14 protein-coding genes are annotated in these 17048 nt (G+C 62.6%); 9 read left to right on the forward strand and 5 right to left on the reverse strand.

Annotated features, from left to right (window positions below; all coding sequences use genetic code 11):
- Window position 1: 1 nt before the first annotated feature.
- Genes ispC through lpxA form a run of 7 tightly spaced genes read left to right on the forward strand, consistent with a single transcriptional unit; the run spans window position 2 to window position 7699 of the window.
- Window positions 2-1198: a 1-deoxy-D-xylulose-5-phosphate reductoisomerase gene (ispC, locus tag BJI67_RS06320; protein ID WP_070072312.1), complete on the forward strand. Its 1197-nt coding sequence runs from the start codon at window positions 2-4 to the stop codon at window positions 1196-1198.
- Entirely contained in the window at window positions 1195-2556 is a 1362-nt protein-coding gene (gene rseP / locus BJI67_RS06325; protein ID WP_070072313.1) for an RIP metalloprotease RseP, read from the forward strand. Before ispC ends, rseP begins: the two co-directional genes overlap by 4 nt.
- Complete coding sequence (gene bamA, locus BJI67_RS06330) at window positions 2556-4850, forward strand: outer membrane protein assembly factor BamA (RefSeq protein ID WP_070072314.1); 2295 nt, start codon at window positions 2556-2558, stop codon at window positions 4848-4850. Before rseP ends, bamA begins: the two co-directional genes overlap by 1 nt.
- Before the next feature lie 8 nt (window positions 4851-4858).
- On the forward strand, window positions 4859-5377 hold the full coding sequence (locus BJI67_RS06335; RefSeq protein ID WP_070072315.1) for an OmpH family outer membrane protein: 519 nt from the start codon (window positions 4859-4861) through the stop codon (window positions 5375-5377).
- Window positions 5378-5410: 33 nt separating this feature from the next.
- Window positions 5411-6436 (forward strand): UDP-3-O-(3-hydroxymyristoyl)glucosamine N-acyltransferase, encoded by a 1026-nt coding sequence (gene lpxD / locus BJI67_RS16710; protein WP_083250686.1) that lies wholly within the window; start codon window positions 5411-5413, stop codon window positions 6434-6436.
- Window positions 6437-6476: 40 nt separating this feature from the next.
- Window positions 6477-6929 (forward strand): 3-hydroxyacyl-ACP dehydratase FabZ, encoded by a 453-nt coding sequence (gene fabZ, locus BJI67_RS06345; protein WP_070072317.1) that lies wholly within the window; start codon window positions 6477-6479, stop codon window positions 6927-6929.
- On the forward strand, window positions 6926-7699 hold the full coding sequence (gene lpxA / locus BJI67_RS06350) for an acyl-ACP--UDP-N-acetylglucosamine O-acyltransferase (RefSeq protein ID WP_070072318.1): 774 nt from the start codon (window positions 6926-6928) through the stop codon (window positions 7697-7699). Before fabZ ends, lpxA begins: the two co-directional genes overlap by 4 nt.
- 15 nt (window positions 7700-7714) lie before the next feature.
- Here lpxA and lpxB read toward each other — a convergent pair whose 3' ends face one another.
- From lpxB to BJI67_RS06365, 3 genes are read right to left on the reverse strand one after another with little or no spacing between them, the layout of a single operon-like run.
- Complete coding sequence (lpxB, locus tag BJI67_RS06355; RefSeq protein WP_070072319.1) at window positions 7715-8869, reverse strand: lipid-A-disaccharide synthase; 1155 nt, start codon at window positions 8867-8869, stop codon at window positions 7715-7717.
- A 55-nt stretch (window positions 8870-8924) separates the two neighbouring features.
- On the reverse strand, window positions 8925-10022 hold the full coding sequence (locus BJI67_RS06360) for a DegT/DnrJ/EryC1/StrS family aminotransferase (protein ID WP_070072320.1): 1098 nt from the start codon (window positions 10020-10022) through the stop codon (window positions 8925-8927).
- 43 nt (window positions 10023-10065) lie between these two features.
- Window positions 10066-11013, reverse strand: a complete 948-nt coding sequence (locus BJI67_RS06365) for a Gfo/Idh/MocA family protein (RefSeq protein WP_070072321.1) — start codon at window positions 11011-11013, stop codon at window positions 10066-10068.
- Window positions 11014-11168: 155 nt separating this feature from the next.
- Here BJI67_RS06365 and rnhB point away from each other — a divergent pair, with 155 nt between their 5' ends.
- A complete protein-coding gene (gene rnhB / locus BJI67_RS06370; protein ID WP_070074006.1) occupies window positions 11169-11774 on the forward strand; it encodes a ribonuclease HII in 606 nt (201 codons plus the stop codon).
- Here the strand turns inward: rnhB and BJI67_RS06375 are convergent.
- Both BJI67_RS06375 and queF read right to left on the reverse strand, forming a co-directional pair.
- Window positions 11771-13057 (reverse strand): FGGY-family carbohydrate kinase, encoded by a 1287-nt coding sequence (locus tag BJI67_RS06375; RefSeq protein ID WP_070072322.1) that lies wholly within the window; start codon window positions 13055-13057, stop codon window positions 11771-11773. The two genes, rnhB and BJI67_RS06375, sit on opposite strands and share 4 nt — an antisense overlap.
- A 6-nt stretch (window positions 13058-13063) precedes the next feature.
- A complete protein-coding gene (queF, locus tag BJI67_RS06380; protein ID WP_070072323.1) occupies window positions 13064-13453 on the reverse strand; it encodes a preQ(1) synthase in 390 nt (129 codons plus the stop codon).
- A gap of 86 nt (window positions 13454-13539) precedes the next feature.
- On the opposite strand from queF, the gene smc reads away from it, so the two are divergent.
- Complete coding sequence (gene smc / locus BJI67_RS06385; RefSeq protein ID WP_070072324.1) at window positions 13540-17040, forward strand: chromosome segregation protein SMC; 3501 nt, start codon at window positions 13540-13542, stop codon at window positions 17038-17040.
- Window positions 17041-17048: the final 8 nt, after the last annotated feature.

Below are 17048 nucleotides of genomic sequence, written 5' to 3' on the forward strand. Positions count from 1 at the left end.
CATGCGGCGCATCGCCATTCTCGGAGCGACAGGAAGCATTGGTGGCAGCACCTTGGACGTGGTGGCTCGCCACCCCGACCGTTTTCGCGTGACGGCCTTGACCGCGCACCGAGATGTCGAGCGCATGTTTGAGTTGTGCCTCAAGTTCAATCCTGCCTATGCGGTGATGGCGGATACGACAGCCGCACGAGACCTTGAGCAGCGGGTGCGTGGTGCTGGTCTGGACGTGGTGGTGTTGGGAGGTACTGATGGCTTGGTCGAAGTGGCCGCATTGCCCGAGGTGGACATTGTCATGGCCGCTATCGTCGGTGCTGCGGGATTATTGCCCACCCTGGCGGCTGCCCGTGCCGGCAAGCGGGTGTTGCTGGCGAACAAGGAAGCACTGGTCATGGCGGGCGACCTGTTCATGGCCGAGATCAGCTCGCATGGGGCCGAACTGCTACCGATCGACAGCGAGCACAATGCGGTGTTCCAGTGTTTACCGCATGGTGACGGTGATCTGCCGGCGCGCGGCGTCGAACGTATTTTGCTGACGGCCTCAGGCGGTCCCTTCAGGGAATACGCTGCTGGCGACCTCCACGAGGTCACACCTGAGGCTGCCTGCGCCCACCCCAACTGGTCCATGGGCCGCAAGATTTCGGTCGACTCTGCCACCCTGATGAATAAGGGGCTCGAGGTCATCGAAGCGTGCTGGTTGTTCGGGGTCGATGCCGGACGTGTCGAGGTGGTTGTGCATCCGCAGAGCGTGATTCATTCGTTGGTCAGCTATAGCGATGGCTCGGTATTGGCCGAGCTCGGCAATCCGGATATGCGTACGCCGATCGCGCATGCGCTGGCCTGGCCAGAACGTATGGTTTCCGGTGTGGCACCGTTGGATCTGGTGGCCGTCGGGCAGCTAGATTTCCAGGCAGCGGACACCTCGCGTTTCCCGTGCCTGAGACTAGCCTATGAGGCGATGCGCGCCGGTGGGGCTGCCACCGCCATCCTCAATGCGGCTAACGAAGTTGCGGTGGCTGCATTTCTTGATCGTCGCCTGCGATTTACCGATATTCCCAGCGTGATCGATGAGGCTCTGTCCGCGCTAGCGCCCGGCAAGGCGGGTGATCTGGAGCAGATTCTGGATTGGGATGCCCGTGCACGTCACGTTGCACAGCGTAGCGTTGGCGCACACCAAACGCATATACAGGCTGCGTTGTGAACGTGCTTTGGGACATTGCGGCCTTCATCGTCGCCATTAGCATCCTGGTCACGGTCCACGAGTTCGGTCATTTCTGGGTTGCACGCCGTTTGGGCGTCAAGGTGGTGCGTTTCTCCATCGGGTTCGGGCGTCCGCTGTTCACCTGGCGCGGCAAAGACCAGGTGGAATATATGGTCGCGGCCCTGCCGTTCGGTGGCTACGTGAAAATGGTCGATGAGCGCGAGGGTGACGTGCCTGAGGCCATCCGCGACCGCGCTTTCAACCGCCAGCCTGTGACCCACCGTATGGCGATCGTTGCGGCTGGACCGGTCGCCAACTTTCTGCTGGCGATTCTCCTGTATGCCGGCATGTTCATGATCGGCGTGCAAGGCATCCGGCCGTACGTTGGGCCGGTAAGCGCGGGCAGCGCCGCTGCTGCTGCCGGCGTTCACGAGCGCGACTTGATTCTGTCGGTCAACGGTATCCCGGTGCAGACCTGGGAGCAGGCGCGCCTGACCTTGCTCGCACAAGGCATTAGCCACGCAAACCTCATGCTCAAGGTGCGAACGCTGGCAGGCGATATCGAGACACGGGACATACCGACCTCGGGACTGGGCCTGCTGCAGCACGGAGACAAGGTGCTGCAATTGATCGGCCTGTCCGTTTGGCGTCCCAGCATGCCCGTCATCATGAAAGTGATGCCAGGTGGTGCAGCAGCCAGTGCAGGACTTGAGTCTGGCGACAAGGTACTGGAGATGAACGGCAAGCCCGTGGTGTCAACTTCGGCCTGGATTGCCTCGATTCAAAAGCATCCGGGCGACCGTATGTCGCTGATCGTCGAACGTAAGGACCATCGGGTCACAGTAAGCATGACCCCGTGGCCGAAGCTCATTGATGGGCGTGCGCGCGGGTTCATTGATGCCCAGATCGGCGGTATCTTGCCGCAATCCGTGCGCACGCTGCTGCAGACCGAGGTGCGCTACGGCCCCCTACAGGCCTTTGCCCAGGGCGCCAGGAAAACCTGGGAAATGACCGTGCTTACGTTGAGAGTAATGGGCAAGCTCGTGGTCGGCCAGGCATCGGTGCGCAATCTCAGTGGGCCGGTGACGATCGCCGAATATGCCGGCATCACCGCGGCGATCGGTTTGTCTGCATTTCTCGGATTTCTCGCCGTGGTCAGTCTCAGTCTCGGTGTGTTGAATCTCCTGCCAGTACCCGTACTCGATGGCGGGCACCTCCTGTATCAGACCATCGAACTGCTGCGCGGTCGGCCGCTCTCGGAGCATGCCGAACTGATCGGTCAGAAGATCGGTCTCATTCTGCTCGGCGTGCTGATGACGCTCGCTTTTTATAACGACATCTCTAGGTTGCTGACTTAATGATTTTTAAGCGTTCCTTGTGCGTACCCGTGTTGTTGACTCTGCTCTGTGGGGAGGCTCATGCCGCCTCGCCTGACAAATTCAAGATTTCCGGAATTGAGGTGGAGGGACTGCAGCGAATTTCCGAAGGTACGGTATTCGCGTATTTGCCAGTGCACGCCGGTGAAATATTTAATGATTCCGAGTCCAGTAAAATCATAGGCGCGCTTTATCACACCGGATTTTTCAGTGATGTGAGTCTGTATCGCCAGAATCACGAGCTGATCATCAAGGTCAAGGAGCGGCCTGCGATCAACAACATTAAATTCAGTGGTAACAAGGCGATCAGCACCGACCAGCTCAAACTCGTGCTGATGCAGGCACATGTTGCCAAGGCCCAAATATACAAACCAGCCGTGCTTGAACAGTTGCAGAATGCGCTGCGGGATCAGTATTTCGCCCGTGGCAAATACAATGTGAAAATCGATACGGTGGTAAAGCACCTGCCGCGAAACCGGGTGAATATCGACATCAAGATCGTCGAGGGCAGGACGGCCAAGATCAAGCAGGTCAATATCGTCGGTAACCATGCCTATCAGGAACAGCATCTGCGCAGTCTGCTGGACGTGGGAATTCCTCCATGGTGGGCATTTCTCAGTGATCGGGATAAATATTCCAGCGAACGTTTGAATAAATCCCTGGAGGCTCTGCGCTCTCAATACCTGAATCATGGATACATCGACTTTGCGATCAATTCGACCCAGGTGGCGCTGACTCCGTCGCACCGGCACATCTATGTCGATATCAATATTCATGAAGGCGATCAATACCACATTACCAATGTGAAACTGGCCGGGAATCTGCTCTATCCCAAGACCGAGTTGAATAAGCTGGTTCACATCAAGCCTGGTCAGATTTTCTCGCGCAAGCAGGTCACCGACACCATCAAGGCATTGACCGAGCTGTATGGCGATCACGGTTATGCGTTTGCCAACATCAACCCGATTCCTGATATCAATCGCGAGAAGAAGACCATCGGTCTGACTTTTTTTATCGATCCGGGCAAACGGGTCTATGTCAACCAGATTCACTTCTTCGGCAACAAGAGTACGCAGGGCGAGGTGTTACGTCGCGAAATGCGTCAGCTTGAAGGCGCACAGTACTCTACGAAACTGATCGATCGCTCGAAGATCCGTTTGCAACGCCTGCCGTTCATCGAGTCGGTGAATGTCGAAACCCAGCGTGTCCCAGGTAGCGACGACGAGGTCAACCTGAATGTGCATGTGAAGGAACGCCTAGCCGGCAGTTTCGTGGCCAGCGTGGGTTACTCGCAGTTCGAAGGCGTGATCCTGTCCACAAGCGTGAGCACGAACAATTTCCTGGGTGAAGGCAAGGCGATCCAGTTGGGCGTCAACACCAGCAGCATCAACACCCTTTATCAGCTTAATTACCGGAATCCCTATTACACGCTCAACGGGGTGAGTCGCTCGGTCAATTTATATTACCAGCGGACTAACACCAGCCAGGTCTACGTGGTCGATTACAGCGCCGACCGCCTGGGAGCGACGGTTTCATACGGAATCCCGATTTCGGAATACGACAGCCTGGACGCAAGCTACGGCTATCAGGGCCTCAAGGTACTGCCGGGCTCGACCCCATCACAAACGGTCACTGACTTCGTCGCCAAGCATGGCAACGACTACAATATGCTGACCTTGGGGCTGGGTTATTCGCACGATTCACGCAATCGAACGGTGTTCCCGACTGAGGGTAATTTGCAAACGCTGAAATTGAGCTTCGTGACACCGGGCAGTACGATCAAATATTACAAGATCGGTTACGACAACCAGGAATATTTACCGATTACACATGACCTGACGTTGTCGATGAGCGGCTCATTGGGTTATGGCGCAGGCTATGGCGGCACACACACACTGCCCTTCTTCGATACCTACTACACGGGTGGCATCAGCAGTGTCGCGGGTTATCAGGATTATTCATTGGGGCCACAGGATCCTGTGTCCGGTCTGCCGATCGGTGGTGACGTCAAGGTTGTAGGACGCATGGCACTGATCTTTCCAATGCCGTTTTTGAAAAACTCCAGTTCTGTTCGACTTAGTACGTTCTTCGATGCGGGTAATGTATTTGCTTCCCCACAGACTTACAAAACCAGTGATTTGCGTACGTCGGCCGGTATCGGTCTCGAATGGTTGTCGCCTATTGGCCCTCTGAGCTTTAGCGTAGCCAAGGCACTCAACGCGCGCCCGGGCGATCATTTGCAAGTCTTCCAGTTCAACATCGGTACCTATTTCTGAGGTGTTTTATGCATATGCGAAAACTTTTTCTGGGATTGTTTACGGTGCTCGGGATGCTGGCGTTTGTGCCGGCAAGTGAAGCTGCCACAGGTAAGATTGGTTTTGTCAATGTCCCTGAAATCATGGCCAAGGCGCCTCAGGCGGAAGCAGCGCGAGCTGAGCTGCAGAAGGAATTCCAGCCGCGCGAGCAGAAATTAGGTGAACTCCGGGACCAGATTCAGAAAGAGGAAACGGATCTCAAGCGCAATGCATCTGCCATGTCTGCGGAGCGCAAGAAACAGGCTGAAACGGATCTGATGCAGAAGGAAAACGAGTTCAACAAGCAGTTGGCCTCCTTCCGCCAGGATTTCGGCGAGAAGCGCAATCAGGTGTTGCAGGGTCTGCAGAAGCAGATTTCCAAGGTGATACTGCGTATCGCCAAGGCGGGCAATTACGATATGATCCTGAGCGATGGCGTAGTCTATGCGAGCGACAAGATCAATCTGACGAATAAGGTGCTCGCCGAATTGAAAAAATCCGCCAAATAATGCGGGCTGACGAGAGCGCGATCGTCCGTGAGCATGACTTTGCACCAGCTATCCGAGGCAGTGGGTTCCATTGTATCGGAGAAATATGCCGATAAGCGGGTTACACGTGTCGCTCCGCTGGAGTCCGCGGATGGGAATTCGCTGGCTTTCCTGGCGGATGATCGTTATCTCAAGCATCTCCGGTCAACACGGGCCGGCGCGGTATTGCTGCGCGAACGTCATGCGGGCGCGTGTCCAGTCCCGACACTGGTGGTCGACAACCCGCATGCTGCGTTCGCCCGCGCGGCTAACCTTCTGCATCCGCCCAAGCGTCCCGCAGCTGGCGTGCATGCCTCGGCAGTGGTTGCCCCTAACGCAACGGTCGATCCAGAGGCGCATATCGGCGCCCAGGCAGTGGTTGGCGAAGGTTGCCGTATAGGGCCAGGTGCGGTTGTCGGCCCAGGGTGTGTGCTGCTCGAAGACGTGATTCTGGAGGCAGACGTCCGTTTGGTCGCTCGGGTTACCGTAGGTGCAGGTTGTCTGATCGGTGCGCGTAGTCTGGTCCATCCTGGTGCGGTAATCGGTGCCGATGGTTTCGGTTTGGCGCAGGATCGGGGCCATTGGATCAAGGTGCCGCAACTCGGGCGCGTGGTGATCGGCGAAGACGTGGAAATTGGTGCCAATTCGACCATCGATCGTGGTGCGCTCGAGGATACGGTAATCGACGATGGCGTGAAGATCGACAATTTGGTACAGGTGGCGCATAACGTAAAAATCGGTGCGCATACCGCAATAGCCGGTTGTGTCGGTATCGCTGGAAGCGTTGAGATCGGCGCTCACTGTACGCTGGGAGGCGGCGTCGGTGTGGCCGGTCATCTCAGGTTGGCAGACGGTGTGCACGTGACCGGAATGAGTTTGGTTGCGCGTTCACTGGATGAGCCCGGCGCATACTCGTCCAGTATGCCGGCTCAGCCGATGCGACACTGGCAGCGCAACGCGGCTCGCTTTCGTCATTTGGATGAGATGGCACGTTCGGTTGCACGGCTGGAACGTCAATATAAAAGAGAAGACGGGGATTGACCCCGGTGGACGGTCGCTGGGACATTTTGAGGCGAGTACTTTGAATTCTTTCAATATCCAGGAAATTCTGAATTATCTCCCGCATCGTTACCCTTTCCTGCTGGTCGACAAGGTGGTCGACTACACACCTGGGGAGTGGCTGACAGCGGTCAAGAACGTGACGGTCAACGAACCGTTCTTTCAGGGGCATTTCCCGGGCCGACCGGTGATGCCCGGTGTGCTTATTCTTGAGGCCATGGCGCAGGCGACCGGGTTGCTGGCCTTCAAGAGTCGTTCAGACGAACCGCCGCCGGACAATTTCCTGTATCTCTTCGTGTCGGTTGATCGCGCCCGTTTCAAGCGTCAGGTGATTCCTGGCGATCAACTGGTCATGCGCGTTGAACTGTTGCGCGTCAAGCGCGATATGTGGAAGTTTGCTGCAGAGGCTCGGGTGGACGGGGATCTGGCTGCGGCCGCGGAACTGATGTGCGCTGGACGAGAGGTGATATCTTGATTCATCCACAGGCCATCATCGATCCTGCTGCAGAGCTGGCCGAGGATGTCAGCGTAGGTCCGTTCAGTGTGATAGGTCCTGGCGTGACCATCGGGGCTGGTACCCAGATAGGTCCGCACGTCGTCATACAGGGGCCGACGCATATTGGTCGCGACAATCGTATCCTGCAATTTACGTCGCTGGGTGCCGACCCTCAGGACAAGAAATACCGCGGTGAACCCACGGAGCTTGTGATTGGGGACAGAAATCTGATCCGCGAAAGTGTGACCATTAACCGCGGTACGATGAACGGCAACGGGCGCACGGTCGTCGGCGACGACAATCTGCTGATGGCGTATATCCACATCGCCCACGACTGCCGCATCGGGAACAACACGATTTTCTCCAACAATGCCTCACTTGCGGGGCACGTGCACATTGAAGACTGGGTCATCCTGAGCGGTTTTACTCTGGTTCATCAATTCTGCAGCGTGGGTGCGCATGCCTTCACCGGCATGGGCAGTGCGATCGCCAAGGATGTGCCGCCTTACATGATCGTATCGGGTAATCCGGCTCGTCCACACGGCATCAACAAGGAAGGCCTCAAACGGCGGGGTTTCACAGCGGAACAGATCAATCAGTTACGGCGTGCGTATAAGGTGCTGTATCGTCAGGGGCTGAATCTGGACGAGGCGATGCACGAGCTGGAGCAACTGGCAGCGGCTGAGCAGGCGGTACAACCGATTCTGGACTTTCTGCGTGACGGCGTTCGTCGTAGCCTCATCCGCTGAGTGGCGGTGTTCTGCTTAGTCGTTTGCCGTTTCCAGTGAGCCATCACCGGCGAGTTCCAGCATTTCGAGGGTGAGGCTTGCTATGTCGGTGTCGCGGCGTTCGTCGCCAAGTTGCTCGCGCACGCGTGCGAAGCCTTCGCGGATGCGCGCGGCATGCGCCGGGTCGGCCAGCATCCGCTTGAGTTCATCGGCGATGCTCGCGGGCGTGGCCGCATCCTGAATCAGTTCGCTGGCGACCCGCTTGCCCGCCACGATGTTGCACAGCGCGATGTGGTCGACGCGAATCAGGCGACGCATGATGCGATAGCTCAGCGGATTGACGCGATAGATCACCGCGAGCGGCTTGCCCATCAGCGCGATTTCCAGGGTTGCGGTACCCGAAGCGCTGACGATGGCATCGCAACTCTGAATCACGTCGTAGAAGTGCCCGGAAACGCAGGTCACCTCGATCCCCGCGGCCTGCAGGTACGGCGCGAGCAAGTCTTCGTTCAAGGTCGACGCCAGCGGCATGACGTATTGCACCTCGGGCATCTCCGCGCGCAGCCGCTTGGCGGCTTCCAGCTGTACCGGCAGCAGTCGCTGCAATTCGCTGCGACGGCTGCCCGGAAACAAACCGGCGATGGGACGGGCAGGGTCCAGCCCGCAAGAAGCGGCGGCCTGGTCGCGCGTCAGCGAGGAGTGCACCTCGCGGGTAAGCGGGTGGCCGACAAAGCGCGCCGGTACGCCCGCTGATTCGTAGAACGGCAGTTCGAACGGGAAGACCACGGCCATCATGTCGACGCGCTCGCGGATGGTGTACACGCGCTTCTGTCGCCAGGCCCAGACCTGCGGGCTGATGTAGTACAGCACCTTGATGCCGAGTTCGTGCGCGGTCTTGGCCAGGCGCAGGTTGAAGTCGGGGTAGTCGACCAGGATCAGCAGGTCGGGGCGCTGCTCGCGCAGGTTCCTGCGCATGGTTTCCAGGGCGTGGCGCAGTGTGGGGTAGTGGATCAGGACCTCGACCAGACCGACCACGGCAAGTTGCGCCGAATCGATCACGATCTCCACGCCGGCGCGGCGCATGCGTTCGCCGCCGATGCCGGAAAAACGCACGTCCGGCGCACGACGCAGCACGCCTTCGACGAGCTGCGCTGCATGCTGGTCGCCGGAGGCTTCGCCGGCAACGATCATGACGTTTGGGGCCTTCACGATGTTTGCCCGGGCATCGGGCTTCAAGCGTAGACCGTCACGCGAGGGCTGCGCCGATGGTTTCGAGGATGAGGTCGACGGCGTCGTCCGCCAGTTCCGGGAAGACCGGGAGGGACAGGCACTGGGCCGCCACCTGCTCGCTCACGGGCAGGCTGAGTCCCTGGCAGTCCTCGGCGAAGACCTCCTGACGGTGCAGCGGGATCGGGTAGTACACGGCACAGGCGATCTCCGCCTTCTGCAGGGCCGCCATGATTTCGTCGCGGCGCGGGCTGAGCAGCGTGTACTGGTGATAGACATGTACGCCGCCGGCGGTTTCGTAGGGTGGGGTGACGCCGTTGAGTGCGTGCAGGCCTGCGGTGTAACGCTGGGCGACGCGGCGGCGCCCGGCATTGAATTCGTCGATGTGCTTGAGCTTGGTACGCAGCACCACGGCCTGGATTTCGTCCAGGCGGCTGTTGAAGCCGAGTTCGGAGTGGTGGTAGCGCTGCCACGAGCCATGGTTGCGCAGCACGCGCAGATGCTCGGCGACCTCCGCCGAGCCGGTGGTGATCAGGCCGCCGTCGCCGTAGCAGCCGAGGTTCTTGCTTGGAAAGAAGCTGAAGCAGCCCGCGGTGCCGAGGGTGCCGGTCTGCAGGCCGCCGCGGGTCGCGCCGAAGGATTGCGCGCAATCCTCGATCACGAGCAGCCCATGCCGCTCGGCGAGGGCGTTCAGCGCCTCCATGTCGGCGGGCTGGCCGAACAGGTGCACCGGCAGGATCGCTCGGGTGCGTGGGGTGATCGCCGCAGCCACGAGTTCCGGGTCGAGATTGAAGGTTTGCGGGTCGATGTCCACGAACACCGGCTTGGCGCCGACGTAGAGAATCGCCTCCGCGGTGGCGATGAAGGTGAAGGGCGAGGTGATGACCTCGTCGCCCGGCTTGATGCCGGCCGCGACCAGTGCCAGATGCAGCGCATCCGTGCCGGACGCCACGCCGACTGCATGTGCGGCGCCGAGATAGGCCGCCGCCTCTTCCTCGAAGGCGCGTACATTGGGCCCGAGGATGAACTGGGTGCTCTCCAGCGCCTGCAGAATGCCCCGGTCGATCTCCTCGCGCAGGGCGAGATACTGCGTTTTCAGGTCAACCATTGGGATCATGCTGGTGTCTCCGCGGAGTCGCGTTCAAGTAGGCGGGTGTGTGTCAGCCGGAGGTTTCGGCGAGTAGTTCGGTGATGCGGATCGCCGTTTCCAGCGCCAGCCGGCCGTCCTCGCCGGTGACCTGCGCAGGCGTGCCGTTGCTGATGGCAGCCAGGAACGCGACGATCTCGTCGCGGATCGCGTCGGTGCTTTCGAACAGGCTTTCCTGCGAGGTGATTTCGGGAATGCCGGGAAAGATTTCCTTTTCGCCCTTGCGGTGCACGCTCAGGATCTTGTCCTGGAAGTCGATCGAGATGTACGCGTCGTTCTGGAACACGCGCATCTTGCGTTGCGGCTTCATGCTCACCCGGCTGGCGGTGACGTTGGCCACGCAGCCGTTGGCAAAGTGCAGCCGGGCGTTGGCGATGTCGATTTCGGAGGTGAGCACCGACACGCCGTTGGCGTCGATCTTGTCGAGCGGCGAACGCACCATGGTCTGGATGATGTCGATGTCGTGAATCATCAGATCCAGCACCACGTTCACGTCCGCGCCGCGCGGGTTGAAGGCCGCCAGGCGGTGCGATTCGATGAAGCGCGGCGTGGCGAGCACGCCGTCGAGCGCCTGAACCGCGGCATTGAAACGCTCCAGATGGCCGATCTGCAGGGTGCAGCCGTTGGTCTTGGCCAGTGCGATCAGTTCGTCCGCCTCGGCCACGGTGACGGTCATCGGCTTTTCGAGCAGGACATGGATGCCGCGTGCGAGGCAGTCGCGGGCCACCGCGAAGTGCTGCTGCGTCGGCACGACCACGCTGACGGCGTCGACCTCGTCGAGAATGTCGCGGTAGTCGGCGACGGCCCGGGTGCCGCATTCCTCGGCAACCCGTGCGGCCTGTTCGGCGTTGGGGTCGGCCACCGCAACCAGATTGGCCTGCGGCAGCGCAGCGTATTTTTGCGCGTGGAAGCGGCCCAGGTAGCCTACGCCGATGACGGCAGTCTGCAGAATTTCGCTCAAAGATGTACGTCTGGTGGTTGCGGCGCAAACGGCGTCGCCGCGTTGCCGGGTAAGTCGTGGCGTCGAATGTTCGCATTTACCGGGAGTCGAGGCAATGCGTACTCTCGGTGGGGATGATATGGTGCGCGGCGCATGAACAGGGACGACAGGGCGCGATGACAACGGATAGGGAAAGGTCAACAGAGGCCGTCGAGGCATCCTGGTGGGTGGCGGGCATCGACGAGGCCGGCCGCGGTCCGCTTGCCGGGCCTGTGGTGGCCGCGGCGGTGGTGCTGGATCCCCGACATCCGATCGAGGGCCTTGCCGATTCGAAAAAGCTCAGCGCCCGCCGGCGCGAGGCCCTGGCGGTCGAGATCCGCGCACATGCGCTCGCCTGGGGCATCGGCCGCGCCGACGTCGCGGAGATCGACCGGCTCAATATCCTGCATGCGACCATGCTGGCCATGCAGCGCGCGGTGGCTGCGCTGCCGCGTTCTCCCTTGAGCGTGCTGGTGGACGGCAACCGGCTGCCTGAACTGGCCTGTCCCGGCAAGGCGGTGGTCGGCGGCGATGCCAGCGTTCCGGCGATCAGCGCCGCCTCGATCCTGGCCAAGACCGAGCGCGATGCCGAGATGCTCGTGCTGCATGCGAGCCATCCCCAATACGGCTTCGACCGCCACATGGGCTACCCCACCCGACAGCATATCGAGGCGCTGCAGGCGCATGGTCCGGCCGATTGCCATCGGCGCAGCTTTGCTCCGGTCCGCCGCTGTCTAGGTTAGGCGACCGCCTTCAGGGCCAGCAGGGCGGTGCCGTGAGCGGCCTCCCGGTGAGTCGGGTTGAGCATCGGCACGCCCAGGCGCGTGCCGCGGATGCGCGTCCAGCCGACGTTGACCGACCCGCCGCCGACGCTGCGGACGCTGCGCAGCGTCTCGCCGGCAAGCCGCTGCAAATGTGCATAGCCCAGCTGTTCGATCTCGGCCATTCCTTCGAGCATGCCCTGAAAATAACGGCAGAGGTCGTCAGGTCGCGGTGTCAGGCGCGGTTGCAGGTTGGGAGCGGCGAAGGGGAAGCGTTCGCCGGGCGTCGGCAACGGATAGTAGTCCAGACCGGTCGGGGCGTCGGGGTGCAGGGCGTCGGTACATCGCGCGATCTCTTCGTCCGTGAAGTGGGCGCGGAGTACCGCGCCGCCGCTGTTCGAAGCCCCGCCGGCCAGCCACAGGTCGCCCAGGCGATGGCTGTAAATGCCGTATTCGGGTGCGAATGCCGGTTGCCGGCACAGCAGCTTGAGCACCAGGGTGCTGCCGAGCGAGGTGACGGCTTCGCCGGGTTCGCGCGCGCCGGTGGCGATGAAGGCCGCCATGCTGTCCGTGGTGCCGGCGACCAGGGCAAGATCTGCGGGCAGGCCCAGTGCGGCTGCCGTCTGTCTGCCGATCGTGCCCACCCGCGCACCGGGTACATGAGCCGAAGGGAGGGCCGTCGGCGGCACGCCCAGCGTTTCCAGCCAGTCCGGCCAGCGGCGTTCGACGGGGTCGTAGCCGAGCTTGAGCGCGTTGTTTTCGTCGCTGGTGCCGGGCGCTGCGCCGAGCTGGACGAGCAGCCAGTCGGCCTGGTGCATGGTGCGGAAGCCGTCGGCAGCAGGGCGGTGGCGCATCAGCCAGAGCAGCTTGGCCAGGGCGGAACTCGCGCCATGGGCGCCGCTGGTGGCCGGCGCAGCGGTGGCGATGCGGGCGGCCTCGGCGGTCGCGCGTCGATCGGCATACATCAGCGCCGGTCCCAGCGGGGTGCCGCTCGCGTTGGTCAGCAGCAGGCTGCCGGAAGTGCCGTCCAGGGCCAGCGAACGCGGTACGTACCCGCGCGGAATGTCCTGTACCAGGCGGTGCAGCACGGCGAACAGCGTATCGCGCCAGAGCGCGGGCGCCTGTTCCTGCCAGCCCGCCATCGGAGACTCCGGTGCGGGCAGGGGCAGCGCCGCTTCGGCATGGGTTTCAGCGTGTGCGTCGATGGCGACGGCACGGATGCCGGACGTGCCGACGTCCACCCCGATCGCCAGCACATCCGGCATCGGGTATCAGGGCAGGGTGACGGGCGTGGCGGGCGTCCAGCCTGGCGCGCGACGTTCGGCGACGACCGTGGTATAGATGCCGCCGCGCACGTTGAATTCCGAAGTCAGGCGGACGAAGCGCGGAGCAATGGCGTTGGCGATGTCGTCGACGATGCGATTGGTCACCGCCTCGTGGAATGCGCCCTCGTCGCGGTACGACCACACGTATTGCTTGAGCGACTTGAGCTCCACGCAGCGCTGCTCTGGGACATATTCGAGATGCAGCGTGGCGAAGTCCGGCTGTCCGGTCACCGGACACAGGCAGGTGAACTCCGGAATGCGGATGCGAATGGTATAATCCCGGCTTGGTTCCGGGTTGGGGAAGGTCTCAAGCGCCTTGCTCGGCTGACTCGGCATGGGTATGTCCTGACAGGGGTGGGAAAAACCATGCAGTATATCACTGGCGCGGGACCCCGCCCCGCCGCTTTCAACGCGACTGGCGCATGCGACTGAGCAAAATAAAACTCGCGGGTTTCAAGTCCTTCGTAGACCCCACCACCATCCCCCTGTCCCGTCAGCTCGTCGGCATCGTCGGTCCGAACGGCTGCGGCAAGTCCAACACCATCGATGCCGTGCGCTGGGTGATGGGCGAATCCTCGGCCAAGCACCTGCGCGGCGAGTCGATGGAGGACGTCATCTTCAACGGCTCCTCGGCGCGCAAGCCGGTCGGCCAGGCCTCGGTGGAGCTGGTGTTCGACAACAGCGACGGCACCCTGGGCGGTGCCTACGCGCAGTACGCCGAGATATCGGTGAAGCGCCTGGCCTCGCGCGACGGCCAGTCGCAGTATTTCCTCAACGGTACGCGCTGCCGCCGCCGCGACATCACCGACATTTTCCTGGGCACCGGACTCGGCCCGCGCAGCTACGCCATCATCGAGCAGGGCATGATCTCGCGCCTGATCGAGGCCAAGCCGGAAGAACTGCGCGTCTACATCGAAGAGGCTGCCGGCATCTCCAAATACAAGGAACGTCGGCGCGAGACCGAGAACCGCATCCAGCACACGCGAGAGAATCTCGACCGCCTCAACGACCTGCGCGAGGAAATCGACAAGCATCTGGCACACCTCAAGCGCCAGGCGCAGACCGCGGAGCGTTACAAGGCCCTGCGCCAGGAGGAAAAGCAGGCGCAGGCAGAACTCCTCGTACTGCGTCTGGACGCACTGAGCGAGGATATCGCCAAGCGCGAGCAGGGTATCCACGAGGCCCAGGTCGCGCTCGAGGAGGTCGTCGCCCGATTGCGCGCACGCGAAGCGGAATTGGTCGAGGGTCGCGAGCGCCTGCACGCCGGCAACGAGGCCTTCAACGAGGTGCAGGGGCGTTTCTACCAGGCCGGTGCCGAGATTTCGCGCATCGAGCAGGGTATTCAACATGCCGAACAGTTGCGCAGCCAGCGCGACCAGGCCCTCGAACAGGCCGAGGCGGCGTTGGTCGAGGCGCGTCGGGTGCTCGAGGCCGATGAGGTCAAGCTGACCCGTCTGAACGAATCGCTGGCGGACCGCGCGCCCGAGGCAGAGGCGGCGCAGCAGCGCGAGCTGGCCTCTGCGCAGGCGCTGGAGCAGGCGGAGACGGCCATCGCCGACTGGCAGGGGCGCTGGGACGAATTCAACCGCCGTGCCAGCGAACCGGGGCAACGGGCCCAGGTCGAACGTACGCGCATGGAACACCTCGAACGCCAGATACACGGTCTCGGCGAACGCCATCAGCGGCTCAGCCGCGAGGCCGAGGGGCTGGACACGGCCGGCATCGCGGCGGACATCGAGCGTCTCGAGGCGGAGGCAAGGACGCAGCGCGAGGCGGTCGAGCGCTTCGACGGTCAGCTCGCGCAGATCATCGAGCGCATCGAGGCACGACGCGGCGGCATCCGTGAGGATACGCAGGCCCTGGACGAGTTGCGTCGCAAGGTGCAGGGCGTCACCGGTCGGCTGGCCTCGCTGGAGGCATTGCAGGAGGCGGCGCTGGGCAAGCGCGAGGGCGGGCATGCGCAATGGCTGCGTCAACAGGGACTGGAATCGGCCTCGCGGCTCGGCGAGTGCCTGCGCGTCGACGCCGGCTGGGAGCCGGCAGTCGAGGCCGTGCTCGGCAGCCTGCTCGGCGCGATCTGTCTGGACGATCTCGGCCTCGGCGCGAGTGCGGCTGCCGACGACGGCGCGCCGAGGGAATTCGTGGACCGACAGGGCGACGCCACTGCCTCCGCCCCCGCCGGCGGGCTTGCCGCCCATGTCCACGCGGATTGGCCCGTGGCCGGCCTGCTTGCCGGCGTGGGTACGGCGGCGAACCTGGACGAAGCGCTGACGCGACGCACCTCGTTGCCACCCGGCGAATCCCTGATTACCCCGGCGGGTGAATGGGTCGGCCGCGGCTGGCTGCGCCTACCTGACCGCGACGAGGCGCACAGTGGCGTGCTTGCGCGGGCGGACGAAATCGCAACCCTGCAAGGCGAACGCAATGCGCTGGAAAACGAGGCCAAGGCCCGCGTGGTGTCGCTCGACGCAGGTCAGAGCGAACTGCGCGAACTGGAGGCCGAGCGCCAGCAGGTGCAGCAGTCGCTGAATCAGGCGCACCGCGAACTGGCCGCCAGCGATGGCCGGCTCAACGGGCAGCGCGGGCGTCTGCGCCAGCTCGGCGAGCGTGCCGCCGCCATCGCCCAGGAATTGACCGAACTGGATACGCGCTCCGAGGCGGAGCGCGCGGCCCTGGCCCAGGCGACCGCGGCACGCAACGAGGCGGTCTCCGAGATGGAACGCCTGAGCAGCGAGCGCGAGGCGCTGGAAGGCGAGCGGCGTTCGTGCCAGCAGGTTCTGGCCGAGGCGCGCCAAGCCGCCCAGGCCGATCGCGAGGCGAGACACCGCCTGTCGCTGGGGCTGGAGTCGCTACGCGTCGAGGCGGCTGCGACCGAGCAGGCGCTGGCACGCGGGCGCGGCCAGTGCGAGGAACTGGAACAACGTGTCGCCGGTTTGCATGAAGCCCTGCAGGCGGACGCTGAGCCGACCGCGACCCTGCAGGCTCAGCTCGGCGAGGCGGTGGAGCAGCGCGCCCGGCTCGAACGCGAGCTGGGCGAGGCGCGTGGCGCCGTGCAGGCGATCGAGAACGCGCTGCGCGAGGCCGAGCAGGCGCGCACGAACATCGAACGAGAGGCCGAAGGACTGCGCGAGGCCCTGGGCGCGCGCCGGGTCGAACTCGAATCCGTGCGCGTGCGCCGCGAGACCCTGGCCGAACAGTTGGCGGAGACCGGTCTGGCGGAAGCGGCGGTGCGTGAGGCGCTGGACCCGGCAGTGACGATTTCGGCCTGGGAGGCACGCGCTGCCGAGCTAGCGCAGCGCATCCAGCGTCTCGGCTCGATCAATCTCGCCGCGATCGACGAATTCAAGACCGAGAGCGAACGGGCCGAATACCTTGCCAGCCAGCACGCCGATCTGACGGCGGCGCTGGAGACCCTGGAAGGGGCGATCCAGAAGATCGACCGCGAGACGCGCCAGCGTTTCCGCGACACCTTCGATCAGGTCAACGCCGGCCTCAAGGACATGTTCCCGCGTCTGTTCGGCGGCGGCGAGGCGCGGTTGGAAATGACCGGCGAGGATCTGCTGAGCACCGGTGTCGCGGTACTCGCCCGCCCGCCCGGGAAACGGTTGTCGACCATCAATCTGATGTCGGGTGGCGAAAAGGCCCTGACCGCCGTGGCGCTGGTGTTTGCGATTTTCGCGCTCAATCCGGCACCGTTCTGCATGCTCGACGAGGTCGATGCTCCGCTGGACGAGGCCAACGTCGGACGCTTCGCCCGTCTGGTGCAGGAAATGTCCGAACGGGTACAGTTCATCATGATTACCCACAACAAGGTCAGCATGGAGGCCACCGAGCATCTGATCGGCGTCACCATGCGTGAGGCCGGCGTTTCCCGATTGGTGGCCGTGGACATCGAGGAAGCGGCACAGATGGCAGCGGGTTGAGGAACTGT

Origin of the sequence: Acidihalobacter aeolianus (assembly GCF_001753165.1) — a bacterium.
Lineage (GTDB): Bacteria > Pseudomonadota > Gammaproteobacteria > DSM-5130 > Acidihalobacteraceae > Acidihalobacter > Acidihalobacter aeolianus.